This window comes from Paraburkholderia unamae (assembly GCF_003268775.1).
Classification (GTDB): Bacteria; Pseudomonadota; Gammaproteobacteria; order Burkholderiales; family Burkholderiaceae; genus Paraburkholderia; species Paraburkholderia unamae.
The window spans coordinates 62,795-79,998 of the sequence record NZ_QLSU01000009.1; the positions used below are offsets into that span (position 1 = coordinate 62,795).

Annotated in this window: 13 protein-coding genes; 7 read left to right on the plus strand and 6 right to left on the minus strand. The window is 66.5% G+C overall.

The window, feature by feature from the left end:
• Positions 1 to 59: 59 nt before the first annotated feature.
• Both C7401_RS16435 and C7401_RS16440 read right to left on the minus strand, forming a co-directional pair.
• Positions 60 to 1,217 (minus strand): MFS transporter, encoded by a 1,158-nt coding sequence (locus C7401_RS16435; RefSeq protein WP_112172465.1) that lies wholly within the window; start codon positions 1,215 to 1,217, stop codon positions 60 to 62.
• 145 nt (positions 1,218 to 1,362) lie between these two features.
• Entirely contained in the window at positions 1,363 to 2,547 is a 1,185-nt protein-coding gene (locus C7401_RS16440; protein ID WP_112172466.1) for an MFS transporter, read from the minus strand.
• A gap of 371 nt (positions 2,548 to 2,918) precedes the next feature.
• Here C7401_RS16440 and C7401_RS16445 point away from each other — a divergent pair, with 371 nt between their 5' ends.
• A complete protein-coding gene (locus C7401_RS16445) occupies positions 2,919 to 3,185 on the plus strand; it encodes a hypothetical protein (protein WP_133254507.1) in 267 nt (88 codons plus the stop codon).
• A 66-nt stretch (positions 3,186 to 3,251) separates the two neighbouring features.
• Here the strand turns inward: C7401_RS16445 and C7401_RS16450 are convergent, their stop codons facing one another.
• Both C7401_RS16450 and C7401_RS16455 read right to left on the minus strand, forming a co-directional pair.
• A complete protein-coding gene (locus C7401_RS16450; protein ID WP_258397103.1) occupies positions 3,252 to 5,072 on the minus strand; it encodes a winged helix-turn-helix domain-containing protein in 1,821 nt (606 codons plus the stop codon).
• 191 nt (positions 5,073 to 5,263) lie between these two features.
• Positions 5,264 to 6,073 carry a crotonase/enoyl-CoA hydratase family protein gene (locus tag C7401_RS16455; RefSeq protein WP_112172469.1) on the minus strand — a complete coding sequence of 270 codons (810 nt, stop codon included), beginning with the start codon at positions 6,071 to 6,073 and terminating at the stop codon, positions 5,264 to 5,266.
• A 150-nt stretch (positions 6,074 to 6,223) separates the two neighbouring features.
• Between C7401_RS16455 and C7401_RS16460 the strand changes: the two genes are divergently transcribed.
• Positions 6,224 to 6,748 carry a plasmid fertility inhibition factor family protein gene (locus C7401_RS16460; RefSeq protein ID WP_165841923.1) on the plus strand — a complete coding sequence of 175 codons (525 nt, stop codon included), beginning with the start codon at positions 6,224 to 6,226 and terminating at the stop codon, positions 6,746 to 6,748.
• Positions 6,749 to 6,958: 210 nt separating this feature from the next.
• On the opposite strand, the gene C7401_RS16465 is transcribed toward C7401_RS16460, so the two are convergent.
• Complete coding sequence (locus C7401_RS16465) at positions 6,959 to 8,005, minus strand: LysR family transcriptional regulator (protein WP_112172471.1); 1,047 nt, start codon at positions 8,003 to 8,005, stop codon at positions 6,959 to 6,961.
• Between the two features lie 613 nt (positions 8,006 to 8,618).
• On the opposite strand from C7401_RS16465, the gene aspT (C7401_RS16470) reads away from it, so the two are divergent.
• From aspT (C7401_RS16470) to C7401_RS16480, 3 genes are all read left to right on the plus strand, one after another.
• Complete coding sequence (aspT, locus tag C7401_RS16470; RefSeq protein WP_112172472.1) at positions 8,619 to 10,301, plus strand: aspartate-alanine antiporter; 1,683 nt, start codon at positions 8,619 to 8,621, stop codon at positions 10,299 to 10,301.
• Positions 10,302 to 10,396: 95 nt separating this feature from the next.
• A complete protein-coding gene (aspT, locus tag C7401_RS16475) occupies positions 10,397 to 12,082 on the plus strand; it encodes an aspartate-alanine antiporter (protein WP_112172473.1) in 1,686 nt (561 codons plus the stop codon).
• A gap of 135 nt (positions 12,083 to 12,217) precedes the next feature.
• On the plus strand, positions 12,218 to 13,879 hold the full coding sequence (locus C7401_RS16480; RefSeq protein WP_112172666.1) for a bifunctional aspartate transaminase/aspartate 4-decarboxylase: 1,662 nt from the start codon (positions 12,218 to 12,220) through the stop codon (positions 13,877 to 13,879).
• 87 nt (positions 13,880 to 13,966) lie between these two features.
• On the opposite strand, the gene C7401_RS16485 is transcribed toward C7401_RS16480, so the two are convergent.
• A complete protein-coding gene (locus C7401_RS16485) occupies positions 13,967 to 15,178 on the minus strand; it encodes an MFS transporter (protein WP_112172474.1) in 1,212 nt (403 codons plus the stop codon).
• A gap of 38 nt (positions 15,179 to 15,216) precedes the next feature.
• On the opposite strand from C7401_RS16485, the gene C7401_RS44380 reads away from it, so the two are divergent.
• Both C7401_RS44380 and xdhA read left to right on the plus strand, forming a co-directional pair.
• Positions 15,217 to 15,423, plus strand: coding sequence for a hypothetical protein (locus C7401_RS44380; RefSeq protein WP_146757933.1), 207 nt, complete (start codon positions 15,217 to 15,219; stop codon positions 15,421 to 15,423).
• Between the two features lie 230 nt (positions 15,424 to 15,653).
• The gene (gene xdhA / locus C7401_RS16490) at positions 15,654 to 17,183 is read left to right on the plus strand and encodes a xanthine dehydrogenase small subunit (RefSeq protein ID WP_112172475.1); all 1,530 of its coding nucleotides are present in this window, start codon (positions 15,654 to 15,656) and stop codon (positions 17,181 to 17,183) included.
• Positions 17,184 to 17,204 lie beyond the last annotated feature (21 nt).

Here is a 17,204-nt window from a genome sequence, read left to right on the forward strand (position 1 = left end):
AGCAAAACAGCCGATGCGCTTCGATAGCGCATCGGCTGTTTTTTTCATTGGCTCTCGCGTTATGCGCGCGCTTGCGCGATCCCCCGCGAGCGCTCCCAGCGCAGCGCGCCGAGAAACACCAGCGCGCCCGCGAACAGCACCCACAGCATCGCATCGCGCCCCGCGTGCTCCATCAGCGCGCCCGTGACGATCGGGCCGCCGAAGCTCGCCGCGCTCCACGCGGCGCTCACGAGCGCGCTCGCGGAAACGAGTGCGACGCCCGTGAAGCGCTCGCCGCACGCGACGATCGCCAGCGTATAGATCGAACCCGCCGCCGCGCCCAGCACGAAGAGGAGCGGCCAGCGCAGCCAGGGCGTATCGACCACGAAGGGTAGCAGCGGCAGCAGCACCGCGACGATCACGCCCATGAGCGCATGCACGCGCTCGCGTCCCAGCCGGTCGGCGAGCCAGCCGATGGGGAACTGCATGATCGTGTCGCCGAGCAGCACGACCGAGGCGAACAGCACGGCCACTTCGCTGTCGATGCCGTGACCCATCGCGAAGAGCGGCAGGAGCGACAGCGCGAGCGTGTCGAACAGCGCGAAAAATCCGGTGGCGATGATGAGCGCGGGCATTTTCGGCATGACGTGACGCCAACTGCCGTGCGGCTCGTGCATGTCGGTTTGCTGCGCATTCGTGCGGATCGCGGCGAGCATCGGCAGCGCGATGAGGAAGATCGCGCCGCACACCGCGAAGCGCCACGCCGTGTAGCCCGCGATCTGGCTCACGAGCACGGGCCCCGACATCTGGAACAGCGTGAAGGTGGTCGCGTAGATGCCGACCACGCGGCCGCGGTTCGAGTCGTCGGCGAGTTCGTTGACCCAGGCCTCGCCAATCGTGAAGAGCAGCATGAGCGCCGCGCCGCAGAGCATGCGCAGGATCGCCCACAGCCACAGGTTGGCGCTCGTCTGCATCAGCGCGGTGGCGATGGCCACGGTCAGCACCGAGCCGACGATCACCTGGCGCGAGCCGAAGCGCGTGGAAATCCACGCCGTGAGCGGCACGACGGCCAAGCCGCCCAACGCCTGCGCGGCGGTGAGCAGGCCGACGATGGCGGTGCCGTAGCCGGCGTCGGTGAGGGCGAGGGCGGTGAGCGGGAGGGTCGCGCCGGAGCCGAGGCCGACCACGGCCACGCTCAGGATCAGCGCGAGAAAGTCGCGGGTGAGGACGGTTTTCATCGGGCGCAATGCTACTACGCCCGCGTGAATAACGCGGCGTGGCCGGGCCTCGGGTTGCGCAGACGCGATGCGGCTCAGCGCGCTTTAGTGCACTTCAATGCGCCTCAGCGTGACGCCTGCCCGCCCACGCGCGCCTCGCGAAGTCTCACGCGCAGGAAGTCGGTCCCGAGACCGCCACGCGGCGGCGCGCGCGCCGGTCGATCTGCGCCGAAACCAGCGTGAGCGCGAGCGCCGCGAACGCAGTGATCACGCCCACCCACGGCAGCGCCGTGAGCGGCGCGCCCGCGCTGATCGCCACGCCCCCGATCCACGCGCCGCCCGCGTTGCCGAGATTGAACGCGCCCTGGTTGAGCGTGGAGGCGAGATTGGGCGCGTCGCTCGCGCGGTTGACGATCAGCATTTGCAGCGGCGGCACGATCGCGAACGCGAGAATGCCCCACACGAAGATCGTCGCCATCGCCGCGATCGGGTCGTGCATGGTCAGCGAGAACACGGCGAGCACCACGGCGATCATGGCGAGGAACGTGAGCAGCGAGCGCATGAGCTTCCAGTCGGCGAGCTTGCCGCCCAGCGTGCTGCCCACCGTCAGGCCGAGGCCGAACAGCAGCAGCACGAAGGTGACTTCGTGCGGCGAGAAGCCGGTCACGTCTTCGAGAATCGGCGTGATGTAGGTGAACACCGCGAAGAGGCTGGCCGAGGCGAGCACGCTCATGCCGAGCACCATCAGCACCTGCGGATTCTTCAGCACGCCGAACTCATGCACGAGGCTCGCCTTCTGCATTTCGATCTTCGCGGGCAGGCACACCTGCAACGCCGCCGCAGCAAGAATGCCGATGAAGGTCACGGCCCAGAAGGTCGTGCGCCAGCCCGCGAGCTGGCCGAGCGCGGTGCCGAGCGGCACGCCCAGCACGTTGGCGAGCGTGAGGCCCGTGAACATGAGCGCGATGGCCTGGGCGCGCCGGTTCGGCGCGACGAGCCCCGCCGCGACCACCGAGCCGATGCCGAAGAACGCGCCGTGGCAGAACGCGGTGACGATGCGCGCGGCCATCAGGATCGAGTAGTTCGGCGCGAGCGCGCACAACAGGTTGCCGACGATGAAGATGCCGATCAGCCGCATGAGCGCCTGCTTGCGCGGCACGTTCGCAACGGCGATGGCGACGATGGGCGCGCCGATCGTCACGCCGAGCGCGTAGGCCGAAACGAGCATGCCCGCAGCCGGGATCGAGACGCTCAGGTCGCGCGCGACGTCGGGCAGCAGGCCCATGATGACGAATTCGGTGGTACCGATACCAAAAGCGGCGACGGCAAGGGCGAGAAGGGGCAGGGGCATGGCGTGGAGTCGGCGCGGGTTGGCGGCCGGTGCGAGCCCGAAGCCGTCGTAATTTAAGTCAACGCGGAATTGTACTGAAACCTGACACAACGCATACGGCACGCTTTTCATCGCTGCCGGAAAGCAACAGTTTTGCTTGCGCGGGGCGCGTTTCCACGGTCATTGCGTGTTCACATTTCTTGACGATTTCTACAGATTGCGTGCATGGCGCAACGTGCGGGCGGGCAGCACGATAGCGACACGATCCAGCCGGCGCCACCCCGCACCGTCCGGCCCGCCCGCCGGCACGGCGTCCTCGCCGTCACCCACTGGCATCGTCCGTCCCGCGCATGGCGGACCCCGAGCATGCGCAACTTTCCTGGAGCGATGACATGAACACGATGAACACAGTCCGCATCGCGGTGGCCGCAGCAGCCGCCTTCTTCGCAGGTAGCGCGCTAGCCCAGGCGCAAAGTGACGACCAGGCCCAGGCCAGCACGCCGCCGGCCGCGCAGGACGTGGGTGGCACACCGATGTCGACGGGCGCCTCGGGCGCGCCGACGGCGCTCTCGCACGCGCAGGTCTATCAGGATCTGGTGCGCGCCGAGCAGTCGGGCCAGATGAAGGCGTTGAACCAGGGGCTTTACCACGGCAACTGAGATACCCGGGCAAACCAAAGTATCAGGACGGCGACGCGACGCGCGCTTGCGATCTGCGCCAATCGCTCAGCGCGTCGCGTCGCCGCCAATGTGTTTTTCGATCAGACGCATGCGTCCCGTCGGACGCCAGGGCGCGAACCACGGGTTCGTGCGCAACTCGCACAGCCGTGAGCTGCGCTCGGCGAGCGCCGTTTCGAGCCAGCGGAACATCTCGTCGGGCTGCGCGAGGCGCGCATAGGCCTCGGCGATGAGCAACGGCGACGTGTAGCGGCTGTGCCGCCGCGCGAGCAGGTCTTCGAGATACCAGCGCAGCACCGCGTCATATCCCCCCGCCTCCCATTGCACCCGTATGGTCGTCGCGCGCGCGTGCTGGTTGCAGCGCTCGAGCGCCTCCACGGTGGCTTCCACGGCTTGCGCATAGAGCTTCTTCACTTCGAACGCGGTGGCGAGCAGCTGATAGACGAGCGGCGGATGGTCCATATGGCCGGGCGCCAGGTACTCGTTCACGACGTCCGCGTGTCTGCCCGACATCACCAGGCCGAACGCGCGCGATCCCTGGAACGCCAGCGGGTCGATGCGTTCCGCGCGCTCCATCGCGGCGTCGCCCTCCGCGCGGCGGCCCGCGGCGACCAGCAGGCGCGCGTAGAGGCGGTGCGCCTCCGGGTAGCTCGGATTGCGCCGCAGCGCCTCCTGGAAGCCGGCTTCGGCGTGGCCCCAGTCCCAGTCGTAGAAGTAGCGCACGGCCGCGAGCGCGTGGTGCGCCTCGGGCAGGTCCGGGTCGAGTTCGAGCGCGCTTTCGGCGAGCGCGCGCGCGACCGGCCAGCCGTCGTCGGGCGCGATGAAGCCATGCACGACCGTCGATCCGTAGTAGTTCGAAAGGCCTGTGTAGCCGAGCGCGTAGCTCGGGTCGCGTTCGAGCGCCGCCTCGAAGTAGGTGCGGCTGCGCACGAAGTCCTCGCCGTCGATACCGTGATGCGCGGAAAAGCCAGCCTCGAAATGCACGCGGCGATACCAGAAAAAACGTCCGCGCACGTACGCGTCGTGCGCCGCCGGATCGACGGGAAGACGCCGCGCGAGGCGCGTGCGCTGCTGCTCGGAGAGCGTGGAGGCGAGATCTTCGGCGAGCGCCGCGACGGCTTCCTTGAGCATGTCGAGCGCGCCTTGCGTGGCGCTTTCGTGGGCGCGGCTCCAGATCTGCACTTCGTCGGCGCAGCGGATGAGGCGCGTGAGGATGCGCGTTTGCGCGCCGGCGCGCGCGAGCGACCCTTCGAGCACATAGTCGAGCTTCAGTTCGCGCGCGATCTCGCCGATGCTCTTTTGCGTCGCGCGGTAACGCCCCGCCGTGGTGCGCGCAATCGTCAGGAGCCGCTCGGGGTTGAGCGCGCCGAGCGTCACCGAGATTTCATCGGCGAGCGCGCTGCACAGGCTCTCCTGGCTTGCGTCGCCGGTGAGGTTCGCGAACGGCAGCACCAGCATGCGCACGGCGCGCTGCGCTTGCCCGGCCTCGCTTGCGGCGGGCGCGTCGTGCGCGGCGAAAGTGGCGGCGTCGTGCGCCGCCAGCGGCGCGGGCAGGATGCCGTCGAAGCGGTAGCCCTTGCCCTTCACCGTGATGAGGTGGCGCGGCGCGGCCGGGTCGTCCGCGAGTGCGATGCGGATCTTGCGGATCGCGGTGTTCAGCCCGTTGTCGGTGTCGCGAAAGGGGCTGCCGGCCCACAGTCTGTCGACGATATCGGCGCGCGTGAGCAACTCGCCGCGGCGCGAGGCAAGCAGGATCAGCAGATCCATCGGCAACCGCTCCAGCCGCACGTCTACGCCACTGCGACGCAGCTGGTATCGCTCGACGTCGAGTTCGAAATCCGCGAAGCGGATGATTCGATCCGTCGGCATGAGGTCTCTCCCGTGATGCGGCATCAGGGAAGGGGCGCCGGAGCGGTTCGTCTGAGGATTGCCGCGAGACGCGAGTGGGCTCGACGTCATGGCGAATGGCGGCAGGAGCGGCGGGGGCAGCGGCGCGAATCAATTTCAATGTAGTGGGTCGAGCGCGCGCCTTCAAGCGTCAAGCGTGGTGCATCTCTCGTTCAACCGTCGAGCGGCCCGCCGTGACGGCCCGCGCCCGCTGCGAAGCGCGCGGCTAGCGCCAGTCCTTCGTCGAGCACCGCGCGATAGCCGAGCGCACCCTCGCGGCGCAGCGCTTCTTGCAGGTCGGGCAATGCACTGTTTTCGAGCGCCGAGCGGCGGTCCGCGAGCAGCGCCGCTTGAGGCAACGCGGCCAGTTGCGCGGCGAGCCGCTCGGCCGTGGCGCGCGCCTCGCCCTTGCCGACCACGCGATTGGCGAGGCCGAACGCGAGCGCTTCCTGCGCGTCGACCGCGCGCCCCGTGAGGATCAGGTCGAGCGCGCGCGAAAGACCGATGAGGCGCGGCAGGCGCACGCTGCCGCCGTCGATGAGCGGCACGCCCACGCGGCGGCAGAACACGCCGAGCACGGCGTCTTCCTCGATCACGCGCAGGTCGCACATCAACGCCAGTTCCAGCCCGCCCGCCACGGCATGACCCGCCACCGCCGCGATCACGGGCTTGTCGAGCGCCATGCGCGTGGGACCGAGCGGGCCTGGGCCGCTGCCGTCGGCATGGATCTCGTTGCGGCGCGCGTCGTCGCCGAGCGCCGTGAGGTCCGCGCCCGCGCAAAACGTGCCGCCCGCGCCGTACAGGACGCCTGCCAGCCATTGCGCGTTGGACTCGAAGCGCGCGAAGGCGGCGGCGAGCGCGTTCGCCACGGGCCGGTCGATGGCGTTGCGGCGCGCGGGCCGATCGAGCACGAGAGTTGCTACAGGATTCTGAGGGTCTTGCACTTCGATGCGAACGTGCTCGCCGAACGTTTCGATGTTCATGTGCGCCTCCGCGATGCGGGCCGCCGCCGGGGTTCGTCAAGGTTCTTTGCGGCGGTTCACATTCGTCATAAAAATTTCATGGTCCGTCCGTAGCTTAGGTCGGTTTTAATTTCGTGAGCCACGTTTTCACTTCGCATGCAATCGACGTCCATGTCCAGCTTCACATCCGTTTCGGATTCCTCGCCGTCCCCAGCCTGTGGACCCTTGTGGACCGTTCCGTTGCCCGACCACCCCTCGTACGATCACGTGCGCCTCAAGCGCGTTTTCACCACCGACGGCACGCGTCATGAAGTCGTGATTGTCGATCTGCACAAGCTGCTCCTGTGCGCCGACCGCGACGACACCGACTATGTGCTCAAGCCCGTCGACGACTGGCATAGCGGCAAGGTGCGCGGCATTCGCGAGTTTCTCGATCCGCACGGCGAACGCGTGCCGCAAATGCCCTACGTGACGATCTCCCGGCGTCGATCCTCGGGACTCGCGGGCTGGCTCGGCCTCGCGCACGAGGGCGTGGTGGCGTTTCGCAATGGCCAGCATCGCGCGCGCTATCTCGCGTGGGCGGGCGCGCTGTGGCTGCCCGTCGAAGTGCACGAGCGCGAAGTGGCGATACTGCGCGAGCTGTGCGGCGCGTGCGATGCGGAGTTCCCCGGCTTTGGCGACGCCAGCGCGCCTTGAAGCGCACGTGCGCCGGCGCGCCGGCTTCGAGGCGTGAATGAGCCGTGAACCGAGCCGTGAACCGGGCGGTAAAGCGGTGCGCGCGCAGCGAATGTTCGCTAACGCGCGAGACAATCGGGCCCAAACGCCACGCTTCATAGCCGCTTCATAGCCGCTTGGTAGCGACTTGGTAGCGACTTGGTAGCGACTCGATAGCCGCCTGACCGTCGCTCAGCCGCGGCTCATCGCATGCAACGCCGCGCTGCCCGCCGCCACATTGAGCGCCCGCGCGGGCGCGACCGCAGCACCCGCTGCCGCCACACCTGCCCCACCCGCCGCCGCACTCGTTGCGCCCACCGCCGCCGCGCCGCCGCCGTCGCACGCATGCTCGAAGTGCTCGACCGTGTAGTCGACGAAGCTGCGCGTTTTCGCGGGCAGATACTGGCGGCTCGGATAGACGATCGACATGCGGGCGTCCGGGTCGTCGATCTCGTAGTCGGGCAGCAAGCGCCGCAGCGTGCCGGCGGCGATGTCCTCGGCGACCAGCGTTGCGGGCACGATCGCCACGCCCATTCCCGCCAGGGCCGCGAGGCGCACCATCAGCATGTTGTTGACCGCGTAGCCGGGCTGCAACGTGACTTGCTGCGCGCGCTCGCCCGCTCGCGCGAACTGCCAGGTCGCGCTGCGCTCCTCGGGCGGCAGCGCGACCGCCGCGACCTGCGCGAGTTGCCCCGGCGTGTGCGGCTCGCCATGCTCGGCGAGCCACGCGGGGGAGGCGCAGGGCACGAAGGTGGTGGTGCCGAGCGCGCGCTCCACGAACTCGCCGTTGCGCGCGGGTGAGGCGCCGACGATGCCCACGTCGAAGCCGTCCTCCACGAGATCGACGGGACGTTCCGCGAGCGTGAGGCGCACGTTCACGCGCGGGTAGAGGCGCCGGTAGCCGTCGATGAGCGGCGTGAGCGTGGCGAGCGAGAGCGCGCCCGCGGCAACGACGCGCAGCGTGCCGCTAGGCTCGCTTTCGGTATGCGCCACGGTGCTCTCCAGATGATCGAGTTCTTCGAGCACGCAGCGGCAGCCCTCCAGATAACGCAGGCCAGCTTCGGTCAGCGAGAGATTGCGCGTGGTGCGATTGATGAGGCGTGTGTTCAGATGCGCTTCGAGCATCGCGACTGACCGGGTGACGAGCGCATTCGACACGTCGAGTTGCTGGGCCGCGCGACGGAAGCTTTGCGATTCGGCAACCCTGACAAAGACGCGCATGGCGTGTATCTGGTTCATGGTTTAGCCTCATATGCTCAATGCATGGACCGGCCGGAAGAAACTCCAGGGAAACTGCGCAAAAACGGTGACTGCCTTTCTTTATTCACGAGCGGCGGCATTGCGTGGCGCGACGCCTGTTCCAATACCCCTCGTATGAACGATAGCGGTGGTTGAACAAAAATCATATTGACAGTCCGTGGGAATTACAATATCTATCTCAACAAGCAGCAGCGTTTCGCGGTTGTAAAAGATTCAGTACTCATCTGGCATGGGAATTGAATGACGAATGCGTTACGTGCTGTCGCACCTTTCAAATGTGCGTGTGTTACGGATAGCGGTTTTCCCGATTCAATGCAAGCTCGCGAGGGATCGATGTCTGACACGCCTGCCAAGATTTGTAACCGTTTTGTCCATGTTTTCAGTGAGTTGCAAGCGGTCCGTGACCGGAAATTCACTGCAATGGCGAATGCCGGAAATTAGCACGCGTCCTGATTTTATTGCTATGCGAAAGAACTGTTGCGCATAGAAGCAATAAACACGTGCCGGGCGTGCGCATGTTCTTTTATGCGCATTCAGCGCCAATTTCGAAGCTGCTTTCGGGCTAACTAAAACGTAAATTCGCAGACCAGACATGATCGTCGAATTGCTGAAGTCCCAACCCGAGATTGCCCTGTTCATCAGCCTTGCGCTTGGTTATTTGATTGGCTCGATCCGCTTTGGGCCAATATCGCTCGGGGGCGTGTGCGGCACGCTGATCGTCGCGCTCGTGCTCGGGCAAACCGGCGCGCGCATCGCGCCGGACCTGAAGAATATCGCCTTCGCGCTCTTCATCTTCGCGCTCGGCTTCACGGGCGGCCCGCAGTTCTTCGCGAACGTCGGGCGCGGCTGGCGCTATGGAATCCTGTCTATTATCGAAATCGTCTCGGTCATGACGCTCATCATGATCGCCGTCGTCACGATGAAGCTCGACGCGGGCACCGCGGCGGGTCTGCTCGCGGGCGCGGCCACGGAGTCGGCCGTGATCGGCACGGCTTCCGAGGCGATCGCCAAGCTCGGCCTGAGCGAGGCCCAGGTGAGCACGTTGCAGGCGCACGTCGTGACCGCCTATAGCGTGAGTTACCTCTTTGGCCTCATCACCATCGTGCTGTTCACAAGCCAGGTCGCGCCGCTCATCCTGCGCGTGAATCTGCGCGAGGAGGCCGCGCGCCTGTATCGCAAGCTCGGCGGCGACGGCGCGCTCGACGAAGGGCAGCGGCTCGCGCTGCCCCCGCTCGTGGGGCGCGCGTTCCTGGCGGGGCCTGCGGCGGGCACGGCCGTCGCCGCGTTCGAAGCGCGCTTCGGCAACAACATCACGATCGAGCGGGTGCTGCGCGCGGGCCGCCAGATCGAGGCCGACGCGCAGTTCGTGCTGCAACCGGGCGACACCGTGTTCATCGCCGGGCGCCGCGAGCCGATGGTCGAGGCCGCGGGCGCGCTGGGCGAAGAGGTGTCGGGCGAGGGCTTCACCAATCTGCTCGCGCAGCGCGTGGACGTGATGGTCACGCGGCGCGACGTCAACGGCCTCACGCTCGCGCAGATGCGCGAGCGCGCGGCGCCCGAAGCCGGGCGCGGCATTTACGTGGGCGCGATCACGCGGCTCGACACCACGGTGCCCGCGCTGCCCGGCACGGTCGTGCATCGCGGCGACGTGCTCACGCTGCTCGGCGCGCCCTCGGATGTGGCGCGCGGGGCGAAGCGCCTCGGCTACGTGATCCAGCAGACCCAGAAAACCGACTTCGTCTATCTCGGCCTCGGCGTGCTGCTCGGCATGCTGATCGGCCGCTTCAGCCTGAACGTGGGCGGCGTCTCGCTGGTGCTCGGCACGGGCGGCGGGTGCCTCCTCACCGGGCTCCTGTTCGGCTGGGCGCGCTCGCATTTTCCGGTGGTCGGCTCGCTGCCTTCGGCGGCCGCGCAGGTGCTCAAGGACTTCGGACTCGCGACCTTCATCGCGGCCGTGGGGCTTTCGGCCGGTCCCGACGCCATCAAGCTCGTGCGCGAGTACGGCCTCGCGCTGCCCGCAGCCGGCATTCTGATGGTGCTGATTCCCGGGCTCCTTTCACTCTGGATCGGGCACATGTTTCTCAAGCTCGAAGCGCCGATGCTGCTCGGCGCGATTGCAGGCCAGCAGTGCAGCACGCCGGCGATCAGTGCGCTCGTCGGCGTTACGGGCAACTCGACTCCGGTGATCGGCTACACGATCACCTATGCGTTGTCGAACATCCTCTTGCCGCTCATGGGGCCCGTCGTGGTCGGGCTCGCGGCGAAGTTTGGCTGAGATCGGCCGGCGGTTCGGGCCTCGCGCCGCAAGGCGTCGCGCGAGCCGGTCATCCTCATCTGCAACGGGCGGTTCTTTCCCAAAGCGAGGGCATGATGGAATGGCTACATGACATCTTTCACAAATCTCCGGAAATCGCGCTATTTTTATCACTGGCGATCGGCTACTGGATCGGCCAGATCAACTTCGGCAAGTTCCAGTTAGGCGGGGTGGGCGGCTCGCTGCTCGCCGCCGTCGTCGTGAGCCAGGTGGGCGTCACGGTCGACAACGGCGTGAAGGCGGTGATGTTCGCCGTGTTCATCTACGCGGTGGGCTACGACTCCGGCCCGGGCTTTTTCAACTCGCTCAACCGCAAGACGCTGCGCGAGATCGCCATGGCCGTGTTCATGGCGCTCGCGGGCCTCGCGACCGTGCTCGTCTGCGCGAAGCTCTTTCACCTCAACAAGGGCCTCGCCGCCGGTCTCGCCGCGGGCGGCATGACGCAGTCGGCCATCATCGGCACGGCCGGCGACGCGATTGCGCGCCTGGGCCTGCCGCCCGACCAGGTGAAGGCCATGCAGGCCGACGTCGCGATCGGCTACGCCGTGACCTACGTGTTCGGCTCGCTCGGCGCCATCATCGTCTGCGTGAACATCCTGCCGAAGTTCATGGGCCGCAGCCTCAAGGACGCCTCCGCCGACGCCGAGCGCGAAATGTCGGGTGGCAGCGCCGCCTCGGGGCCGGGGCAGATCACCGCGCTGCCCGAGCTGTTCGGCCGCGTGTTCCGCGTCGAAGCGGCGGCAGGCAAAACCGTCAAGCAGATCGAACTGGCCGAGCAGGACTTCGTTGCGGTCGAGAAGATCCGCCGCGCGGGCAAGCTGCTCGACGCCACGCCCGACTTCGTGCTGAGCCGCGACGACCTCGTGCTCGTCGTGGGCCGCCGCGAGCAGATGGTCGAAGTGGGCGCGCTGATCGGGCCGGAAGTGCCGGACTCGGGCGGCATGAGCCTCGTCATGCAAACGCGCCAGCTCGTCTTCACGAAGAAGGGCATGAACCACACCACGATTGCCGAAGTGCGCAAGAACGTGGACCGCGATCTACGCCACGGCGTGTACATCGAGAAGATCGAGCGTGTGGGCCAGCCTGTGCCGCTGCTGGCGGAAACGAAGCTCGAACACGGCGACGTCGTGACGATCTACGGCACCGCCACCGACACCAAGCGCGCGGTACAGGCGGCCGGCTACGAGCTGGCCTATAGCAACAAGACCGACTTCATCTACATGGGCGTCGGCCTCGTGCTCGGGCTCTTGATCGGTCTCCTGGTCGTGAACGTGGCGGGCATTCCGCTCACGCTCGGCTCGGGCGGCGGCTGCCTGCTTGCGGGTCTCGTGTTCGGCTGGATGCGCGGCAAGCACCCGATGTACGGCGTGATGCCCCCGGCGGCTTCGCAGTTGCTCAAGGACTTCGGGCTCGCCGCGTTCGTCGCGGTGGTGGGCTTGAACTCGGGCCTCCAGGCGGTCGTGACGATCAAGCAGAGCGGGGTCACGATCTTCCTGCTGGGCGTGGTCGTGACGATCGTGCCGCTCATCCTCACGATGCTGTTCGGCCGTTACGTGCTCAAGTACAACAACGCGGCCATTCTGGCGGGCGCGCTGTCCGGCTCGCGCAGTGCGAACCCCGCCTTCGGCGGCATTCTCGACAAGGCGGAAAGCGCGGTGCCCACCGTGCCGTTCGCCATTACCTACGCGATCGCCAACGTGCTGCTCACGCTGCTCGGGCCGCTCGTGGTCGGTCTTGCATGACATGAAGTCGATGCGGGCCGCGCGTGTGCGGGCGGTCCGCTTTCCTGATCTGTCGAAACCGCGGGCCGGTGCGCGCGAGCGCAAACGCGCAGGAAGGGTGCACGGCACGCGTCACGTCTACCAATGGAGAACACCATGGCAACGAAAGCTAAAGACAGCGGCGCAAAGCAGAAGTCCGGCCTCGACGCACTGAGCCCGTTCGAACTCAAGGACGAGCTGATCAAGGCGGCCGGCGGCGGCGCGGCCGCGCGCCCCGCCAATCTCGCGATGCTCAACGCGGGCCGCGGCAACCCCAACTTCCTTGCCACCATTCCGCGCCACGGCTTCTGGCAACTGGGCCTGTTCGCCATGCGCGAATCGGAGCGCTCGTTCGCCTACATGCCCGAAGGCGTGGGCGGCTTTCCGCAGCGCGAAGGTATCGTCGAGCGCTTCGACCTGTTCGTGCGCGAGAACAAGGGCCAGCCCGGCATCAAGTTCCTCGCGGGCGCGGTGTCGTACGTGCGCGACCAGCTCGGCCTTTCGGCGGGCGACTTCCTCTATGAGATGTGCGAAGGCATCCTCGCCTGCAACTACCCGGTGCCGGACCGCATGCTCAAGCTTTCGGAGATCATCGTCGGCCAGTACCTGCGCCGCGAGATGATCGGCAAGCATCCGTTCGTGGGCGAGTTCGACGTGTTCGCGGTGGAAGGCGGCACGGCGGCCATGACGTACATCTTCAACACGATGCGCGAGAACTTCCTCATCAAGCCGGGCGACACCATCGCGCTCGGCATGCCGATCTTCACGCCCTACATCGAGATTCCCGAGCTCAATGACTATCAGCTCAACGTGGTGCATCTCGACGCCACCGTGGAGAACAACTGGCAGTATTCGAAGAAGGAGCTCGACAAGCTGCGCGACCCGAAGGTCAAGGCGTTCTTCCTCGTGAACCCGAGCAACCCGCCTTCGGTGAAGATCGACGACGCGAGCCTCGAATACATCGCCGATATCGTGAAGGAGCGTCCGGACCTCATCATCCTGACCGACGACGTGTACGGCACCTTCGCCGACAACTTCGTCTCGCTCTTCGCGCTCGCGCCGAAGAACACGATTCTCGTGTACTCCTACTCAAAGTACTTCGGCGCGACGGGTTGGCGTCTGGGCGCGATCGCAACGCACCGCGACAACGTGCTCGACCATACGCTCGCCAAGCTCCCGAAAGACGAGAAGAAGGAACTGCACAAGCGCTACGAGTCGATCACCACCGAGCCGGACAAGCTCAAGTTCATCGACCGTCTCGTGGCCGACAGCCGCACCGTGGCGCTCAATCACACGGCGGGCCTCTCCACGCCGCAGCAGGTGCAGATGGTGCTGTTCTCGCTGTTCTCGCTCATGGACACGCCGGACGCGTACAAGAACGCGCTGAAGCGCCTGATCCGCAACCGCAAGCGCGCGCTCTTCGAGGAAATGGGCGTGCCGTATGCCGAGGGCGATCCGAATCAGGTGGACTACTACACGATTCTCGACATGGAATACATGGGCGAGAAGCGCTTCGGGCGCGACTTCGTCGACTGGCTGCTCAAGCAGGTGAAGCCCAACGAACTGCTGTTCCGCCTTGCGGCCGAGGCGCGCGTGGTGCTGCTGCCGGGCAAGGGCTTCGGCACGCCGCATCCGTCGGGGCGTGTGTCGCTCGCCAACCTCAACGAGTCCGACTACCGCAAGATCGGCCGCGCGGTGCGCAAGCTCACCGAGGAATATGTGGAGCGCTACAACGAGGCAACCGGCAAGAAGCTCGATCCGACTGCCGTGAAGAAGTAGGGAAGGGAAGCGGCGGCGGCTCGTGGGGCCGCCGCCGTGGGTGAGGCTTCGGACCGCATCGGGCGCTGTGCGCCGGATGCGGTTTTTTTATTCGGCCTTCGTTTCCTGGGCGCTGCGCACGCTCTTGCGATGGAGCGAAACCGAAAGTGCCACGGCGGCCGCCGCCGCGATCGCAGCGAACAGAAACACCGAGCCATAGCCGAACAGGTTCGCGACATAGCCCGCGAGCGGGCCGGTGATGCCGAGCGAGAGATCGAGGAACACCGAGTACGCCGAGAGCGCCGCGCCGCGGCTCGCGGGCGGCACGAGCCCGACCGCCTCGACGCCGAGCGCCGGGAACACGAGCGCGAAGCCGAAGCCCGTGAGCGCCGCGCCCGCGAGCGCGATCTGCGGCGTGGGCGCGAGCCACAGCAGCAAGAGGCCCGCGCATTCGAACGAGAACGAGGCGATGGCGACGCGAAAGCCGCCGAAGCGCTTGATGGTGTTGGCGAACAACAGGCGCGCGCCGATGAACATCAGGCCGAACACGGTGAGCGTGAAGGCCGCGTTGGGCCAGTGGCGCGCCGCGTAGAACAGCGTGATGAAGGTGGCGATCGAGCCGAAGCCCGCCGAGCCGAGCGCGAGGCCGATGCCGTGCGGGAGCACGCGCGTAAACACGCTGCGGTACGACATGCGCTCGCCGTGCACGATGGGCACCGGTGCGATCGGGCGTGCGAGCCAGAAACCGAGCGCGGCCATGGCGATGACCGAAATGCCGAGCATCCAGAAGCCGAGGTAATGCGCCATCTCCACGCCGAGCGGCGCGCCGATCGCGAGCGCGCCATAGGTGGCGATGCCGTTCCACGAGATCACCTTGGCGTTGTGGGCCGTGCCCACGCGGCCTATGCCCCAGAGAATCGCGCCCGTGCCGCACAGGCTTTCGCCGCAGCCGAGCAGCAGGCGGCTCACCACGATCAGCGTGAGCGAGAGGCCAGGCCAGTGATCGACGAGTGTGCCGAGCAGCAGGAGCACGCCGCTCGCGCCGCAGATCGTCAGGCCGATCGTCACCGTTTTTTTGGGGCCGAGCGTGTCCGCCGAGCGGCCCGCGAGTGCGCGCGAGCAGAGCGTGGCGATGTACTGCACGCTGATCGCCGCACCTGCCACCACGGTGCTGAAACCGAGGTCGTTATGCACGTAGCCCGGCAGCACGGCGAGCGGAATGCCGATCGTCAGATAACAGAGGAAGGTGAAAAAGACGACCGGAATGATCTGCAAGGTCGTCGATGCGGCGTTGCGCCTGGGCGCCAAATCTGCGGACATGGGGAAAACGCGGATGGATAACGGCGGGAAAGGCGTGATTGTCACATGGAACCGGTTTTTATGCAGAAATTGAAAAGCTGTTCCGGCCGGCGGAACACGCGTTTTTCGCGGATTTGGCGGGCTTTGCGACCCATTCGAGGCGTCCTGGAGATGCGGCGCTATTGCGCGATGTTGGCGCTTTTTCGCGCGAATGGCGCCTTTCGATCCGACCGTTCGTGCGGCGCCTGGCCATTTCCGGCAGGTAAATCGTCAGATGGTAATGTCCGTTTTACGATAATCGAGAAGAAATTAACGCAATCCAGTCGCTTCAACATAAGCGTGCGGCCGCCGCAACACGTCGATTTATCGATTCAACGATATATCCCCCATGCTCCTGTAGCTATGGGTTGCCAATATTGGCAGTGATAATTTTCGAACCGTCCACTCGAGCGGCATACGCCTTTTGCGAGCCGCAGCCAACGACGAGCCTGAAATCATGAGCCAGCCGATCCGCTTTTATCACCGCAACGCGATCCGCGAAGTTAGCGACGCGGGCGTCACCCGCACCGTCCTTCAATACCTGCGCGAAGACGCGCGCTGCACCGGCACCAAGGAAGGCTGCGCCGAAGGCGACTGCGGCGCCTGCACCGTCGTGGTGGGCGAGCGCAACGAGGCGGGCGGCGTGAGCTTCAAGGCTGTGAATGCCTGCATCCAGTTCCTGCCGACCCTCGACGGCCGTGCGCTGTTCACCGTTGAAGACCTGCGCCAGCCCGACGGCTCGCTGCACCCCGTGCAGCAGGCCATGGTCGACTGCCACGGCTCGCAGTGCGGCTTTTGCACGCCGGGTTTCGTGATGTCGATGTGGGCGCTCTACGAGAAGCATGGCCATGAGCAGGGTGGCCACGCTTGCGGCGCAAAGGGCGCTTGCAGCGTGCCTTCGCGCGACGAGATCGCCAATGCGCTCACGGGCAATCTGTGCCGCTGCACGGGCTACCGGCCGATTCTCGACGCCGCCGAGCAGATGTTCCAGGCCGACGCGCCGAAGCAGCCCATCGACGTGAAGGCGCTCGCGCAAACGCTCGCCACGCTCGAACGCCAGGACACCTTCCACTACGCGCACCGCGGCCAGCGCTACGACGCGCCGCGCACCGTCGAGGCGCTGGCCGCCATCAAGGCCGAGCGCCCGAATACGCGCATCCTCGCGGGCAGCACCGACATCGGCCTGTGGGTCACGAAGCAGATGCGCGAGCTTGGCGACATCGTCTACGTGGGCCAGGTCGACGCGATGCGCAACATCGACGTGAGCGACGCGTGGATCGAGATCGGCGCGGGTGTCAGCGTCGAGCGCGGCTATGCGGAACTCGCGAAGCACTACCCGGAACTCGAAGAGATGTGGCAGCGCTTCGCTTCGCTGCCGATTCGCAACGCGGGCACCATCGGCGGCAACGTCGCGAACGGCTCGCCCATCGGCGACTCGATGCCGGGGTTGATCGCCCTGGGTGCACGCGTGGTGCTGCGCGGCGGCGAGATAGAGCGCGAAATGCCGCTCGAAGACCTTTATCTTGCGTACCAGAAGAAGGACATGGCCGAGCACGAGTTCGTGCTCGCGCTCAAGGTGCCCACGCGCACCGGCGCGCGCGCGAACCTGCGCTTTCGCACGTACAAGGTGTCGAAGCGCTTCGACTCGGACATTTCGGCCGTGTGCGCCGCGTTCGCCTATATCGCCGACGGCGATGTGATCCGCGAGCCGCGCATCGCCTTTGGCGGCATGGCGGCCACGCCGAAGCGCGCGGCTCACGCGGAAGGCGTGCTCGCCGACGCGCAATGGCACGAGGCCACGGCGCAGGCCGCGATGATCGCGCTCGGCAACGACTACGCGCCGCTTTCCGACATGCGCGCGACGAGCGACTACCGCCTCGAAGCCGCGAAAAACACGCTGTACCGCTTCTGGCTCGAAACGCGTGCGCATAACCCGCTCGCGCCGCAGTCGGTCAACGTGCGCAACGTCGCCGCGGAAACGGCTTGAGAGATTCAGGAACCGGAAGAG

Coding starts and splice junctions, on each gene's coding strand:
- C7401_RS16460 (WP_165841923.1), top strand. CDS start 6,224: ATGTCCAGCTTCACATCCGTTTCGGATTCCTCGCCGTCCCCAGCCTGT.
- C7401_RS16485 (WP_112172474.1), bottom strand. CDS start 15,178: ATGTCCGCAGATTTGGCGCCCAGGCGCAACGCCGCATCGACGACCTTG.
- C7401_RS16465 (WP_112172471.1), bottom strand. CDS start 8,005: ATGAACCAGATACACGCCATGCGCGTCTTTGTCAGGGTTGCCGAATCG.
- aspT (WP_112172472.1), top strand. CDS start 8,619: ATGATCGTCGAATTGCTGAAGTCCCAACCCGAGATTGCCCTGTTCATC.
- aspT (WP_112172473.1), top strand. CDS start 10,397: ATGGAATGGCTACATGACATCTTTCACAAATCTCCGGAAATCGCGCTA.
- C7401_RS16445 (WP_133254507.1), top strand. CDS start 2,919: ATGAACACGATGAACACAGTCCGCATCGCGGTGGCCGCAGCAGCCGCC.
- C7401_RS16450 (WP_258397103.1), bottom strand. CDS start 5,072: ATGCCGACGGATCGAATCATCCGCTTCGCGGATTTCGAACTCGACGTC.
- xdhA (WP_112172475.1), top strand. CDS start 15,654: ATGAGCCAGCCGATCCGCTTTTATCACCGCAACGCGATCCGCGAAGTT.
- C7401_RS16435 (WP_112172465.1), bottom strand. CDS start 1,217: ATGAAAACCGTCCTCACCCGCGACTTTCTCGCGCTGATCCTGAGCGTG.
- C7401_RS16455 (WP_112172469.1), bottom strand. CDS start 6,073: ATGAACATCGAAACGTTCGGCGAGCACGTTCGCATCGAAGTGCAAGAC.
- C7401_RS16480 (WP_112172666.1), top strand. CDS start 12,218: ATGGCAACGAAAGCTAAAGACAGCGGCGCAAAGCAGAAGTCCGGCCTC.
- C7401_RS16440 (WP_112172466.1), bottom strand. CDS start 2,547: ATGCCCCTGCCCCTTCTCGCCCTTGCCGTCGCCGCTTTTGGTATCGGT.